Source organism: Streptococcus oralis, from assembly GCF_003943395.1.
GTDB classification, from domain to species: domain Bacteria; phylum Bacillota; class Bacilli; order Lactobacillales; family Streptococcaceae; genus Streptococcus; species Streptococcus oralis_BF.
On the sequence record NZ_RJPJ01000009.1, the window covers coordinates 88,028 to 101,766 of the forward strand.

Annotated in this window: 18 protein-coding genes, 1 pseudogene and 1 other annotated feature; of the genes and pseudogenes, 16 read left to right on the forward strand and 3 right to left on the reverse strand. The window is 43.0% G+C overall.

Annotated elements, in window-relative coordinates:
• Positions 1-15: 15 nt before the first annotated feature.
• Positions 16-393, forward strand: coding sequence for a YwiB family protein (locus D8802_RS07975; RefSeq protein WP_125395444.1), 378 nt, complete (start codon positions 16-18; stop codon positions 391-393).
• Positions 394-417: 24 nt separating this feature from the next.
• Here the strand turns inward: D8802_RS07975 and D8802_RS07980 are convergent, their stop codons facing one another.
• Together D8802_RS07980 and D8802_RS07985 are read right to left on the reverse strand one after the other, a co-directional pair.
• The gene (locus tag D8802_RS07980) at positions 418-1,500 is read right to left on the reverse strand and encodes a DEAD/DEAH box helicase (RefSeq protein WP_125395445.1); all 1,083 of its coding nucleotides are present in this window, start codon (positions 1,498-1,500) and stop codon (positions 418-420) included.
• Positions 1,497-2,474, reverse strand: a complete 978-nt coding sequence (locus tag D8802_RS07985; protein WP_125395446.1) for a Gfo/Idh/MocA family protein — start codon at positions 2,472-2,474, stop codon at positions 1,497-1,499. Before D8802_RS07985 ends, D8802_RS07980 begins: the two co-directional genes overlap by 4 nt.
• Positions 2,475-2,629: 155 nt before the next feature.
• On the opposite strand from D8802_RS07985, the gene D8802_RS07990 reads away from it, so the two are divergent.
• The 4 genes from D8802_RS07990 (at position 2,630) to rpmA (ending at position 4,488) form a co-directional block, all read left to right on the forward strand.
• Complete coding sequence (locus D8802_RS07990; RefSeq protein ID WP_125395447.1) at positions 2,630-3,316, forward strand: YoaK family protein; 687 nt, start codon at positions 2,630-2,632, stop codon at positions 3,314-3,316.
• A 64-nt stretch (positions 3,317-3,380) separates the two neighbouring features.
• Positions 3,381-3,469, forward strand: a sequence feature (ribosomal protein L21 leader region).
• Between the two features lie 34 nt (positions 3,470-3,503).
• Positions 3,504-3,818 carry a 50S ribosomal protein L21 gene (rplU, locus tag D8802_RS07995; RefSeq protein ID WP_000109137.1) on the forward strand — a complete coding sequence of 105 codons (315 nt, stop codon included), beginning with the start codon at positions 3,504-3,506 and terminating at the stop codon, positions 3,816-3,818.
• A gap of 15 nt (positions 3,819-3,833) precedes the next feature.
• A complete protein-coding gene (locus D8802_RS08000; RefSeq protein WP_000613697.1) occupies positions 3,834-4,178 on the forward strand; it encodes a ribosomal-processing cysteine protease Prp in 345 nt (114 codons plus the stop codon).
• A gap of 16 nt (positions 4,179-4,194) precedes the next feature.
• Positions 4,195-4,488 (forward strand): 50S ribosomal protein L27, encoded by a 294-nt coding sequence (gene rpmA, locus D8802_RS08005; protein ID WP_000916509.1) that lies wholly within the window; start codon positions 4,195-4,197, stop codon positions 4,486-4,488.
• A 165-nt stretch (positions 4,489-4,653) separates the two neighbouring features.
• Here the strand turns inward: rpmA and D8802_RS10480 are convergent.
• Positions 4,654-4,726: pseudogene (locus D8802_RS10480) on the reverse strand (AraC family transcriptional regulator); the annotation flags it as partial.
• On the opposite strand from D8802_RS10480, the gene D8802_RS08010 reads away from it, so the two are divergent.
• From D8802_RS08010 to D8802_RS08060, 11 genes are all read left to right on the forward strand, one after another.
• Positions 4,719-5,627 (forward strand): LysR family transcriptional regulator, encoded by a 909-nt coding sequence (locus D8802_RS08010; RefSeq protein WP_001025717.1) that lies wholly within the window; start codon positions 4,719-4,721, stop codon positions 5,625-5,627. The pseudogene D8802_RS10480 and the gene D8802_RS08010 overlap by 8 nt on opposite strands.
• Positions 5,624-6,091: a signal peptidase II gene (gene lspA / locus D8802_RS08015; RefSeq protein WP_125395448.1), complete on the forward strand. Its 468-nt coding sequence runs from the start codon at positions 5,624-5,626 to the stop codon at positions 6,089-6,091. Before D8802_RS08010 ends, lspA begins: the two co-directional genes overlap by 4 nt.
• Positions 6,075-6,974, forward strand: coding sequence for an RluA family pseudouridine synthase (locus D8802_RS08020; protein WP_125395449.1), 900 nt, complete (start codon positions 6,075-6,077; stop codon positions 6,972-6,974). Before lspA ends, D8802_RS08020 begins: the two co-directional genes overlap by 17 nt.
• A gap of 101 nt (positions 6,975-7,075) precedes the next feature.
• Complete coding sequence (gene proB, locus D8802_RS08025) at positions 7,076-8,185, forward strand: glutamate 5-kinase (RefSeq protein ID WP_049485319.1); 1,110 nt, start codon at positions 7,076-7,078, stop codon at positions 8,183-8,185.
• Positions 8,186-8,194: 9 nt separating this feature from the next.
• Entirely contained in the window at positions 8,195-9,457 is a 1,263-nt protein-coding gene (locus D8802_RS08030) for a glutamate-5-semialdehyde dehydrogenase (protein ID WP_125395450.1), read from the forward strand.
• Positions 9,458-9,460: 3 nt separating this feature from the next.
• Positions 9,461-10,258 carry a pyrroline-5-carboxylate reductase gene (gene proC, locus D8802_RS08035; RefSeq protein ID WP_125395451.1) on the forward strand — a complete coding sequence of 266 codons (798 nt, stop codon included), beginning with the start codon at positions 9,461-9,463 and terminating at the stop codon, positions 10,256-10,258.
• A gap of 119 nt (positions 10,259-10,377) precedes the next feature.
• Entirely contained in the window at positions 10,378-11,016 is a 639-nt protein-coding gene (tmk, locus tag D8802_RS08040; RefSeq protein WP_125395452.1) for a dTMP kinase, read from the forward strand.
• A complete protein-coding gene (locus tag D8802_RS08045; protein WP_125395453.1) occupies positions 11,013-11,903 on the forward strand; it encodes a DNA polymerase III subunit delta' in 891 nt (296 codons plus the stop codon). The genes tmk and D8802_RS08045 overlap by 4 nt, the downstream gene beginning before the upstream one ends.
• 40 nt (positions 11,904-11,943) lie before the next feature.
• Positions 11,944-12,261, forward strand: coding sequence for a DNA replication initiation control protein YabA (gene yabA / locus D8802_RS08050; RefSeq protein WP_000358227.1), 318 nt, complete (start codon positions 11,944-11,946; stop codon positions 12,259-12,261).
• 2 nt (positions 12,262-12,263) lie between these two features.
• Positions 12,264-13,136 (forward strand): 16S rRNA (cytidine(1402)-2'-O)-methyltransferase, encoded by an 873-nt coding sequence (gene rsmI / locus D8802_RS08055; protein WP_125395454.1) that lies wholly within the window; start codon positions 12,264-12,266, stop codon positions 13,134-13,136.
• A gap of 379 nt (positions 13,137-13,515) precedes the next feature.
• The coding region (locus tag D8802_RS08060; protein WP_142999276.1) for a KxYKxGKxW signal peptide domain-containing protein at positions 13,516-13,739 on the forward strand (224 nt) is incomplete at its 3' end.

Here is a 13,739-nt window from a genome sequence, read left to right on the forward strand (position 1 = left end):
GAAAGAGGATTTGATGTGAAGATTCGGATGCGAAATACGATTCAGTTTGATGAGCAGTTGGAAGTGATTGACCAGCCCTATGACGTGGAACTACGTGAAAAGGGAGATTATAGCTATCTGCTTTTCTACAATGAGGAAAAGGAAAAAGTGGTTCTCAAGTTTCATGAAGAAGAACTGGTGATGACACGTTTCTCGAGTCCTAAAACCATCATGCGTTTTCTAAAGGATAGTGATAGTTTAGCCTATATTCCTACTCCAATGGGGATGCAGGAGTTTATCATTCAAACGAGTCACTACAAACTGGATGGGCAAAAGATCGAGCTCGCCTATCAACTGCAAAACCAAGAGGGACAACCCTTTGCCAGCTATCAATTAGAAATTACTTGGGGATAAGAAAAAGGTTGGAAAGAGCCAACCTTATTTGATAAAGAGTTCTTGATTTTTTAGGACAATTTCACGAACACTTGCGAATTTCTTGAGTTTTTTAAGTTCTTCAGGATGGGTTACGAGAGTGATAACATAGCCCTCTTTTCCCATGCGACCTGTACGGCCAGCACGGTGAGTGTAGGTTTCGGTATCTCTTGGGACGTCAAAGTTTACGACACATTCTAGGCTATCGATATCAATTCCACGAGCCAAAAGGTCTGTCGCAAGGATCAGGGTCAGTTGCTTATCTTTAAACTTCTCTAAGATGACTTTTCGAAATTTAACATTGACATCGCTAGCGAGGGAAACGGCCAAGACATCCCGATACTGTAGTTTTTCTTCTGCACTTCCAAGATCTGATAGGTTATTAAAGAAGACCAGTCCGCGGAAATCCTCTACATGAGCTAATTTTCGTAGCATGTCCACTCGGTGACGTTGGTCTACCTGCATGTAGAAGTGCTGGATGTTGTCCAGTTTTTGATCAGAGAGATCAATGGTGCGCGTGTTTGGTGCAATCTTTTCTTGGTCAAACTTGGTCGTCGCACTCATGTAGATGAGTTGGTGGTCACGAGGTGCATAGTGAGTGATTTTTTTGACAAAGTGAATCTGAGAATCATCGAGCAATTGGTCAAATTCATCTAGAATGATGGTTTCGACATTCATCATCTTGATTTTTTTCAATTTAATCAACTCAAAGATACGGCCAGGTGTTCCAATCAGAATTTCTGGTCCTTTTTTAAGACGTTCAATCTGACGTTTCTGACTTGAACCTGATAAGAAGAGCTGAGCTGTTAAACCGATGGCTTCTGCCCACGTTTTACACACGTCAAAAATCTGTCCAGCTAGTTCTGTATTTGGTGCTAGAATCAAGAGTTGCTGGGCTTTTTTCTTTTGTAGTCTGAGAAGACTTGGAAGTAAATAAGCTAGCGTCTTACCAGTTCCTGTTGGGCTCACTCCCAGGAGGTTTTCTCCAGCAAGTATAGGCTCAAATAGTTGAGTTTGAATGGGGGTAAATTCTTGGAAACCGAGTTGGTCACTCAATTCCTGCCATTCAGTCGGTAGTTTGGTTTTCATTTTTCTGCCTCAAATCTAATGCCAGCAGTCTGGCGCATGGTATAGAGTAAATCATGAACAGAGCCTGCATCATCCAGCCAAGTCAGGTAAAGCGTCTGGTCTGGTTGCTGAATCATCTGTGCAAATGCAGCAACTTCCTCAGTCATCGTATGAGGAGCTTGTTGGATAGGGAGTTGAACTTGATTTCCTTGGTGGTTGGTAAAAATAGCTAAGCGGACATGTTCAATCGTGTTAAGGGTCAAGGTTCCATCCGCTGTGTAAATCTCGCAAGGAAGATTGGAAGTGATGTTTTTCCCAGCCTTGATGTGAACTTGAAAGTTAGGGTAGAAGAGGATACCGTCTCCATTTAGGTCAATGCTATTGTCAAGCTGTTGAGCCTGATAAGTCGCGTCTTGAGCCTTTCCAAAGAGGCGAACGGCAGCGTAGAGAGGATAAATCCCCAAATCCATAAGGGCTCCACCAGCAAAACGGTCTGAAAAAACATTTGGCGTCTGCCCAGCCAACAAGTCCGGCATCTTGGATGAATACTTAGCATAATTGAAATCAGCTCCCAACACTTGCTTGTCTGCTAAAAAGTTTTTGATAGTGGTAAAAGCTTCCTCGTGGTAATTACGAGCTGCCTCAAAGATAAAACAGTGATTTTTCTCAGCTGTCTGTCTCAAATTCAGCCATTCTTGTGGCTGAGTGACAGCTGGCTTTTCAAGAATGACGTGCTTACCAGCAGACAAGGCAGCCTTGGCTTGAACAAAATGCAAGGAGTTTGGACTGGCGATATAGACCACATCAAAGGAAGACTTAAAGAAGTCTTCTAATTGATCAAAGAGTTGGATATCCTGATAGCGAGAAGCGAAGGATGCAGCAGTTTCTAGTTTTCTAGAATAGACTGCGACCAGCTGGTATTCTCCACTAGCATGGGCTGCTTCTATGAAATGGTGGCTGATAGCACTTGTTCCGATGACACCTAATTTAAGCATAGATACTCCTTTTCCGACTTCAAATCCTTCCTTCATTATAACATAGAAAAGAAGGACTATCCAACAGATGGTAAAAATTTTCAAATGGACTACGCATTTCTTGGAGAAAGTGGTACAATATTTAGATAAGTAGATGAAATGAGAAGGGGGAGAAAATGAGATTATTACCAATAAGAAAAATATCACGTCAGTCTAAGAGACTAGCGCTTTTTTTGACTTTTTGCGCAGGGTATGTAGATGCCTATACCTTTATCGTGCGAGGGAACACCCTTGTGGCTGGACAAACTGGGAATGTCGTCTTTCTTTCTGTAGGACTCATTCAGCAGAATGTCTCGGACGCCAGTGCCAAAGTAATGACCTTGTTTTCCTTTATGATGGGTGTCTTTTTTCTGACATTGTATAAGGAAAAACTTCGAATTGTTAAAAAACCGATTTTGTCCTTGATTCCACTTGCAGTCCTGTCCCTGATTATTGGCTTTGTGCCGCAAACTGTGGATAATATCTATCTCGTGCCGCCATTGGCCTTCTGTATGGGACTGGTGACAACTGCTTTTGGGGAAGTGTCAGGTATTGCCTATAATAATGCTTTTATGACAGGGAATATCAAACGAACCATGTTGGCTTTTGGAGATTATTTCCGGACCAAGCATACGCCTTTTCTAAGAGAAGGCTTGATTTTTGTTAGCTTACTTAGCAGTTTTGTCTTCGGAGTTGTTTTTTCAGCTTATTTGACGATTTACTATCAGGAGAAGACAATTTTAGGTATTCCTCTTATGATGAGTATTTTTTATTTCAGTATGCTTGTTGCTTCTTGGAGAAAAAAAGGGAAAGAAAAAGCTTAATTTTGATTGATTTTACTTGTAAGAAAAAAGAAGATATGCTATACTTGAAGAGTTGACTATGCACAGTCCTGTGCAACCGCACGAACATCGTTTGCTCACATAGTGAGTATAAAGTGGTTCGTCCCACGATGCTAGGCGAGTCTTCACAAAAATACGGGGAAACCCTAAAAATCATAGGAGGTGCATAATGAGCACATACGCAATTATCAAAACTGGCGGAAAACAAGTTAAAGTTGAAGTTGGTCAAGCAATCTACGTTGAAAAATTGAACGTTGAAGCTGGTCAAGAAGTTACTTTTAACGAAGTTGTTCTTGTTGGTGGTGAAAACACTGTTGTCGGAACTCCACTTGTTGCTGGAGCTACTGTAGTTGGAACTGTTGAAAAACAAGGAAAACAAAAGAAAGTTGTTACTTACAAGTACAAACCTAAAAAAGGTAGCCACCGCAAACAAGGTCACCGTCAACCATATACAAAAGTTGTCATCAACGCGATCAACGCTTAATTTTAAGGAGAACACATGATACAAGCAGTCTTTGAGAGAGCCGAAGATGGCGAGCTGAGGAGTGCGGAAATTACTGGACACGCCGAAAGTGGCGAATACGGCTTAGATGTCGTGTGTGCATCGGTTTCTACGCTTGCCATTAACTTTATCAATTCCATTGAGAAATTTGCAGGCTATGAACCAATCTTAGAATTAAACGAAGATGAAGGTGGCTATCTAAAGGTTGAAATACCGGCGGATCTTCCTTCACACCAGAGAGAAATGACCCAGTTATTCTTCGAATCATTTTTCTTAGGTATGGCAAACTTATCGGAGAACTCTTCTGAGTTCGTCCAAACCAGAGTTATCACAGAAAACTAACACGGAGGAAAACATTATGTTAAAAATGACTCTTAACAACTTGCAACTTTTCGCCCACAAAAAAGGTGGAGGTTCTACATCAAACGGACGCGATTCACAAGCAAAACGTCTTGGAGCTAAAGCAGCTGACGGACAAACTGTAACAGGTGGATCAATCCTTTACCGTCAACGTGGTACACACATCTATCCAGGTGTAAACGTTGGACGTGGTGGAGACGATACTTTGTTCGCTAAAGTTGAAGGCGTAGTACGCTTTGAACGTAAAGGTCGCGATAAGAAACAAGTTTCTGTTTACCCAATCGCAAAATAAAAAGGTCCAGTGAACCTTTTTATCCCGAGCCTTGAAATGAAAAGGCGAGGAAGCTACAAGTAGCATAAAATAAGGCTTTCCGAGTTTTTCGGAGAGCCTATTTTTTGGTTTGATACCCATAATTCTTTGTTACTAGTGTAGATGAATTTTGTGAGCGACATTATTTTTCCTAAGTGGAAAATTTCTAAAATATGGTATAATGAACAGATAGAGAAGTTGGGGGGTAAAAGATGAACATTCAACAATTACGCTATGTTGTGGCCATTGCTAATAGTGGTACTTTCCGTGAAGCTGCAGAAAAGATGTATGTTAGTCAGCCGAGTCTGTCTATTTCTGTGCGCGATTTGGAAAAAGAGTTAGGCTTTAAGATTTTCCGTCGGACGAGTTCGGGGACTTTCTTGACTCGGCGTGGAATGGAATTTTATGAGAAAGCGCAAGAATTGGTCAAAGGCTTTGATGTTTTCCAAAATCAGTATGCCAATCCTGAAGAAGAAAAGGATGAATTTTCCATTGCCAGCCAGCACTATGACTTCTTGCCACCAACTATTACGGCCTTTTCAGAACGTTATCCTGATTATAAGAACTTTCGTATTTTTGAGTCTACTACAGTTCAAATCTTAGACGAAGTTGCTCAAGGACACAGTGAGATTGGGATTATCTACCTCAACAACCAAAATAAAAAGGGTATCATGCAACGGGTTGAAAAGCTTGGTTTAGAAGTTATTGAACTAATTCCTTTCCAGACTCACATTTATCTTCGTGAAGGGCATCCTTTAGCACAGAAAGAGGAATTGGTCATGGAGGATTTAGCGGATTTACCAACAGTTCGTTTCACTCAGGAAAAGGATGAGTACCTTTATTATTCAGAGAACTTTGTCGACACTAGCGCGAGCTCGCAGATGTTCAATGTGACGGACCGTGCTACTTTGAATGGTATTTTGGAGCGGACGGATGCCTATGCGACAGGTTCAGGATTTTTAGATAGTGACAGTGTTAATGGGATCACAGTCATTCGTCTCAAGGATAATCTAGATAACCGCATGGTCTATGTCAAACGGGAAGAAGTGGAGCTTAGTCAAGCTGGGACTCTTTTCGTTGAGGTTATGCAAGAATATTTTGATCAAAAGAGGAAATCATGAAAAAAAGAGGAATAGTAGCAGTCATTGTACTGCTTTTGATTGGGCTGGATCAGTTGGTCAAAAATTATGTTGTCCAGCAGATTCCACTGGGTGAAGTGCGTTCGTGGATCCCCAATCTCGTTAGTTTGACCTACCTACAAAATAGAGGCGCAGCCTTCTCCATGCTGCAAGATCAGCAGTGGTTATTTGCGGTCATTACACTGGTCGTCATGGTAGGAGCCATTTGGTATCTACATAAACACATGGAGGATTCTATCTGGTTGGTTTTTGGACTGATTTTGATCATCGCGGGAGGTCTGGGCAACTTTATCGACAGAATGAGTCAAGGTTTTGTGGTGGATATGTTTCACCTAGACTTTATCAACTTTGCGATTTTCAATGTTGCTGACAGCTATTTGACAGTTGGTGTGATTGTTTTATTGATTGCAATGCTTAAAGAGGAAGTAAATGGAAATAAAAATTGAAACTGGTGGGCAACGTCTAGACAAGGCTCTGTCAGATCTGACAGAATTGTCACGCAGTCTCGCGAATGAACAAATCAAGGCTGGACAAGTTTTGGTGAATGGGCAAGCCAAGAAAGCCAAATACACTGTCCAAGAGGGGGATATCGTCACCTACTATGTGCCAGAACCAGAGGTTTTAGAGTATGTGGCTGAGAATCTTCCACTTGATATCATCTACCAAGATGAGGATGTAGCCGTTGTTAACAAACCTCAAGGGATGGTGGTCCATCCCAGTGCCGGTCATACTAGCGGAACCTTGGTCAATGCCCTCATGTACCATATCAAGGACTTGTCAGGTATCAATGGGGTTCTCCGTCCGGGCATCGTTCACCGCATTGACAAGGACACGTCTGGTCTCCTTATGATTGCTAAGAATGATGAGGCTCACTTAGCACTTGCCCAAGAACTCAAGGATAAAAAGTCTCTCCGCAAATATTGGGCGATTGTTCATGGCAATCTGCCCAATGATCGTGGTGTGATTGAAGCTCCGATTGGTCGTAGTGAAAAAGACCGTAAGAAACAGGCAGTGACTGCTAAAGGGAAGCCAGCAGTGACCCGTTTTCACGTTTTGGAACGTTTTGGTGATTATAGCTTAGTGGAGTTGCAACTGGAAACAGGGCGTACTCACCAGATTCGTGTTCACATGGCTTATATTGGCCATCCAGTCGCTGGTGATGAAGTCTATGGTCCTCGTAAGACCTTGAAAGGACAAGGACAATTTCTCCATGCTAAGACTCTAGGATTTACCCATCCTAGAACAGGTGAAACCTTGGAATTTACAGCAGATATTCCAGAGATTTTTAAAGAAACTCTGGAAGGATTGCGTAAAAATGAGAATAGATAAAAGAGTTGAGATTCCTTGTCTCAACCTTTTTCATTTCAAGTCTTTTCTATTTTAAAGCATTCATGTTATAATGGATAAATATGAAGAATCGGAGTGAGAATATGAAGTACAAACGAATCGTCTTTAAGGTAGGGACCTCCTCCTTGACAAATGAAGACGGGAGCTTATCAAGAAGTAAAGTAAAGGCAATTACCCAGCAATTAGCTATGTTGCATGAAGCTGGCCATGAGTTGATTTTGGTGTCATCTGGTGCGGTTGCCGCTGGTTTTGGAGCCTTAGGATTTAAAAAGCGTCCGACCAAGATTGCAGATAAGCAGGCTTCAGCTGCAGTAGGACAAGGTTTGCTGCTAGAAGAGTACACAACCAACCTCCTCATGCGCCAAATCGTCTCTGCGCAAATCTTGCTGACACAGGATGATTTTGTAGATAAACGTCGCTATAAGAATGCCCATCAGGCCTTGTCTGTATTGCTTCATCGTGGTGCAATTCCTATCATCAATGAAAATGACAGTGTTGTCATTGACGAACTCAAGGTGGGTGACAATGACACTCTGAGTGCCCAAGTGGCGGCTATGGTCCAGGCGGACCTCTTGGTTCTCTTGACCGATGTGGACGGTCTCTATACTGGAAATCCTAACTCAGATCCAACAGCCAAACGCTTGGAGAAAATCGAGACTATCAATCGTGAGATTATTGATATGGCTGGTGGAGCAGGTTCGTCAAACGGTACTGGGGGTATGCTGACAAAAATCAAAGCTGCAACTATTGCGACGGAGTCGGGTGTACCAGTCTATATTTGCTCCTCCTTGAAATCAGATGCCCTGATTGAGGCAGCTGAAGAAACTAGGGATGGTTCCTTCTTCGTTGCGCAAGAGAAGGGACTTCGTACCCAGAAACAATGGCTGGCCTTCTATGCTCAAAGTCAGGGAACGATTTGGGTAGATGGTGGAGCTGCAGAGGCACTTTCAAAAAACGGGAAAAGTCTCCTTTTATCGGGTGTGGTAGAAGTGGAAGGAAACTTCTCTTACCACGATATTGTCACAGTAGCAGATAAAGAAACAGGTCAATCTCTTGGAAAGGGACGTGTCCAATTTGGTGTCTCAGCCCTAGAAGATATGCTCCGTTCTCAAAAAGCTAAGGGAGTCTTGATTCACCGTGATGACTGGATTTCCATCACTCCTGAAATCCAGCTGCTCTTTACAGAATTTTAGAGGTGAACTATGGTAAGTACACAAGAACAATTCGAACAGGTACAGGCTGTTAAGAAATCAATCAATACTGCCAGTGAAGCAATGAAAAACCAAGCCCTGCTAGCCATGGCTGATCATTTAGTGGCTGCTACTGAGGAGATTTTAGCAGCCAATGCCCTCGATATGGAAACGGCCAAGGGTAAAATCTCAGATGTTATGCTAGACCGTCTTTATTTGGATGAGGGACGTATAGAAGCGATGGCAACTGGGATTCGTGAAGTGGTTGCTTTACCAGATCCAATCGGTGAAGTTTTAGAAACCAATCATCTTGAAAATGGCTTGGTTATTACCAAGAAGCGTGTGGCCATGGGGGTTATTGGGATTATCTACGAAAGTCGTCCAAATGTGACGTCTGATGCAGCTGCTTTGGCTCTCAAAAGTGGCAATGCGGTCGTTCTTCGTAGTGGTAAGGACGCCTACCAAACAGCTCATGCTATTGTCACAGCCTTAAAGAAGGGCTTGGAGACGACTACTATTCATCCTGATGTGATTCAACTGGTGGAAGACACTAGCCGTGAAAGTAGCTATGCTATGATGAAGGCTAAGGGCTATTTAGATCTTCTCATTCCTCGTGGAGGGGCTGGTTTGATCAATGCCGTGGTTGAAAATGCTATCGTGCCTGTTATTGAGACAGGAACTGGGATTGTCCATGTCTATGTGGATAAGGATGCTGATGAAGACAAGGCTCTCTCTGTTATCAACAATGCTAAAACCAGTCGTCCTTCTGTCTGTAATGCCATGGAGGTCTTGCTGGTTCATGAAGACAAGGCAGCACGTTTTCTTCCTCGCTTGGAGCAAGTTCTGGTTAAAAGTAGGAAAGAAGCTGGGCTGGAACCGATTCAATTCCGCCTAGATAGCCAAGCAAGTCAGTTTGTTTCAGGTCAAGCAGCTGAGGCTCAAGACTTTGACACCGAGTTTTTAGATTATATCCTAGCGGTTAAGGTTGTGAGCAGTTTAGAAGAAGCGGTTGAGCATATTGAAGCCCACAGTACCCATCATTCGGACGCCATTGTGACAGAAAATGCTGAAGCTGCAGCCTACTTTACAGATCAAGTGGACTCAGCAGCGGTTTATGTCAATGCCTCAACGCGTTTCACTGACGGGGGCCAGTTCGGACTTGGTTGTGAAATGGGGATTTCTACTCAGAAACTGCATGCGCGTGGGCCTATGGGCTTGAAAGAGTTGACCAGCTACAAGTATGTGGTTACTGGTGACGGACAGATAAGGGAGTAAGAGATGAAGATTGGATTTATCGGTTTGGGGAATATGGGTTCTAGCTTGGGCAAGGCTGTCTTGCAGGCCAAGACGGGTGCTCAGATTCTCCTTGCCAATCGTAGTCAAGCTAAAGTAGATGCTTTCATCGCCAACTTTGGTGGTCAGGCTTCCAGCAATGAAGAAATTTTTGCAGAAGCAGATGTAATCTTTCTAGGAGTTAAGCCTGCTCAGTTTTCTGAACTGCTTTCTCAATATCAGGCTATCCTTGAAAAACGAGAAAGTCTTCTTTTGATTTCCATGGCGGCTGGATTGACCTTGGAAAAACTAGCGAGTCTTCTGCCAAGTCAACACCGGATTATTCGCATCATGTCCAATACTCCAGTGGCTATCGGCCAAGGAGTGATTAGTTATGCCATGTCAGCAAACTGTCGTGCTGAGGACAATAGTCTTTTTTGCCAGTTATTAGCCAAGGCTGGTCTCTTGGTTGAGCTGGGAGATGGCTTAATCGATGCAGCGACAGGTCTTGCTGGTTGTGGGCCAGCCTTTGTCTATCTCTTTATCGAGGCTTTGGCAGATGCGGGTGTTCAGACAGGATTGCCCCGAGAAAGGGCCTTGAAAATGGCAGCCCAAACAGTAGTCGGCGCTGGGCAAATGGTTCTTGAAAGCCAGCAACATCCTGGAGTATTGAAAGACCAAGTTTGCAGCCCAGGTGGTTCGACTATCGCTGGTGTAGCAAGTCTGGAAGAACATGCCTTTAGAGGTGTAGTCATGGACGCAGTTCAGCAAGCCTATAAACGAACACAAGAACTAGGTAAATAAGAGGTTGGATGACTCCCAGCCTCTTTTATGGTCGATTGAATGGAGAAGACACAAAAAGATTGTCACAAACCCCTATTTTTTTGATAGAATAGAAGTAGTAAAAAAGAAATGAGTTAGACATGTCAAAAGGATTTTTAGTCTCGCTTGAGGGGCCAGAGGGAGCAGGGAAGACCAGTGTTTTAGAGGCTTTGCTCCCAATTTTAGAGGAAAAAGGAGTAGAGGTGCTGACGACCCGTGAGCCAGGTGGAGTCTTGATTGGAGAGAAGATTCGGGAAGTGATTTTAGATCCAAGTCATACTCAGATGGATCCTAAAACGGAACTCCTTCTCTATATCGCCAGTCGTAGACAGCACTTGGTGGAAAAAGTTCTTCCAGCCCTTGAAGCCGGCAAGCTGGTCATTATGGACCGCTTCATCGATAGTTCCCTTGCTTATCAGGGCTTTGGTCGTGGCTTGGATATTGATGCCATTGATTGGCTCAATCACTTTGCGACAGATGGCCTCAAACCCGATTTGACACTCTATTTTGACATCGAGGTGGAAGAAGGGCTGGCTCGTATTGCTGCCAATAGTGATCGCGAGGTCAATCGTTTGGACTTGGAAGGCTTAGACTTGCATAAAAAAGTTCGTAAAGGCTACCTTTCTCTTCTGGACAAAGAAGAAAATCGCATTGTCAAGATTGATGCGAGTCATCCATTGGAGCAAGTTGTGGAAACTACCAAGGCTGTCTTATTTGACAGAATGGGCTTGGCAAAATGAAACAAGAACAACTAAAGGCTTGGCAATCAGAGCAATTTGACCGCTTCGTCCGTATCCTAGAACAAGACCAGCTCAATCATGCCTATCTCTTTTCAGGTTTCTTTGGAAGTTTGGAAATGACGCAGTTTTTAGCTAAGAGCCTCTTTTGTACGGATAAGGTAGGCGTCCTACCATGTGAAAAATGTCGAAACTGCAAGCTGATTGAACAGGAAGAGTTTCCAGATGTCACCTTGATTAAGCCTGTTAATCAGGTCATCAAGACAGAACGCATTCGAGAATTGGTGGGTCAGTTTTCCCAAGCAGGGATTGAAAGCCAGCAGCAGGTTTTTATTATCGAGCAGGCGGAGAAAATGCATCCCAACGCAGCCAATTCTCTGCTCAAGGTCATCGAAGAACCTCAGAGTGAAGTTTACATTTTCTTCTTGACCAGCGATGAGGAAAAGATATTACCGACTATCCGTAGTCGGACACAGATTTTCCATTTTAAAAAGCAAGAAGAAAAACTCATCCATCAATTAGAACAAGCAGGTCTGGTCAAGAAAAAAGCAACTTTCTTAGCCCAGTTTTGTCAATCACGAGCTGAAGCTGAAAAGTTGGCAAATCAGGCAAGTTTTTGGACCTTGGTGGATGAGAGTGAACGCTTGCTGACCTGGTTATTAGCTAAGAAAAAAGAAAGTTATCTCCAAGTTGCTAAATTAGCCAGCTTGGCAGATGACAAGGAAAAACAAGAACAGGTCTTGCGAATCCTCGAAGTGCTCTGTGGACAGGACCTCTTGCAAGCAAGGATTCGACAGATTTTACAAGATTTACTAGAAGCTAGAAAAATGTGGCAGGCTAATGTCAGCTTTCAAAACGCCATGGAATATCTGGTCTTGAAAGAAATGTGAACTCAAAAAATGAAGAATACAGAAAGGAAAGGGCTGGTTTATGGATAAGAAAGAATTATTTGATGCGCTGGATGATTTTTCCCAACAGTTACTAGTGACCTTGGCTGATGTGGAAGCCATCAAGAAAAATCTCAAGAGCCTGGTAGAGGAAAATACAGCTCTTCGTTTGGAAAATAGTAAGTTGCGCGAACGCTTGGGTGAGGTGGAAGCAGACGCTCCCGTCAAGGCCAAGCATGTTCGTGAAAGCGTTCGTCGGATCTATAAAGACGGGTTTCACGTATGTAATGATTTTTATGGACAACGCCGAGAGCAGGACGAGGAATGTATGTTTTGTGATGAGTTGTTGTACAGGGAGTAGGCATGCAGATTCAAAAAAGTTTTAAGGGGCAGTCTCCCTATGGCAAGCTATATCTAGTGGCAACGCCGATTGGTAATCTAGATGACATGACCTTTCGTGCTATCCAGACCTTGAAAGAGGTGGACTGGATTGCTGCTGAGGACACGCGCAATACTGGTCTTTTGCTCAAGCATTTTGATATTTCCACTAAGCAGATCAGTTTTCACGAGCATAATGCCAAGGAAAAAATTCCTGATTTGATTGGTTTACTGAAAGCAGGGAAAAGTATTGCTCAGGTATCCGATGCGGGTCTGCCTAGCATTTCGGATCCTGGGCACGATTTGGTTAAGGCAGCTATTGAGGAAGAAATCGCAGTTGTTACCGTTCCAGGTGCCTCTGCAGGAATTTCTGCCTTGATTGCCAGTGGCCTAGCGCCACAGCCACATATCTTTTACGGTTTCTTACCGAGAAAATCAGGCCAGCAAAAGCAATTTTTCGACTTAAAAAAAGATTACCCAGAAACTCAGATTTTCTACGAATCGCCCCATCGTGTGGCAAATACATTGGAAAATATGCTAAAAGTCTATGGTGACCGCTCTGTAGTCTTGGTTAGGGAATTGACCAAAATCTATGAAGAATACAAAAGAGGAAACATCTCTGAATTGCTGGAAAGTATCGCTGATACACCGCTCAAGGGCGAGTGTCTTCTCATCGTTGAAGGTGCCAGTCAGGATGTGGAGGAAAAGGATGAGGAGGGCTTGTTCTTAGAAATCCAATCCCGTATCCAGCAAGGCATGAAGAGAAATCAAGCCATAAAAGAAGTTGCTAAACTCTACCAGCGGAATAAAAGTCAGCTCTATGCTGCCTACCACGATTGGGAAGAAAATCAATCTTAACGATAGGGAAATGAGTCCAGTTTTAATCAATTCTGAGACCCCAGTTTAAGAAAAAATCAGTATTTATAAAGAACAGTGTAATCCTTTTACACTGCTTTTCTATTGCAGAAATAAATTTGCTATATTGAAATCAAAAATCTTGAAAAGAAGCTTCAAATTTGATAGAATTGAGGCTGGTATGTATCAGAGAAATCCATAAATAAAAGTGCACCTCTAATCTAGCAATCAGGAAGCAGATTGAATCAAAAACGGCTGGGGGGCTATTGACTGATCGGCTTGCTCGACCCGTTTTTGTGAAGCCTGTGCTTAATTATCGCCCTTTGTTAATGATCATGAGGTTAACAAAGAGTGGATTTTTTTCAAAAAAGAAAGGAATAAAATGTTTCGAAGTAAAAAATTTAACAAAGATTTCGAGATCGTAGATGAGAAAAAGCGCTACAAGCTTTACAAGTCGGGTAAAAACTGGGTGAAAGCCTCGAATTCCCAACTAGATCTCTTTCGTATCGGTGGGATGGGAGAAGTTGTTTCGACAAGCCTATCCGACACTGAAGAACTTGACCACGCTCATCTCAATGTCAACACGCTTGCGGGTATAGGGGCCAT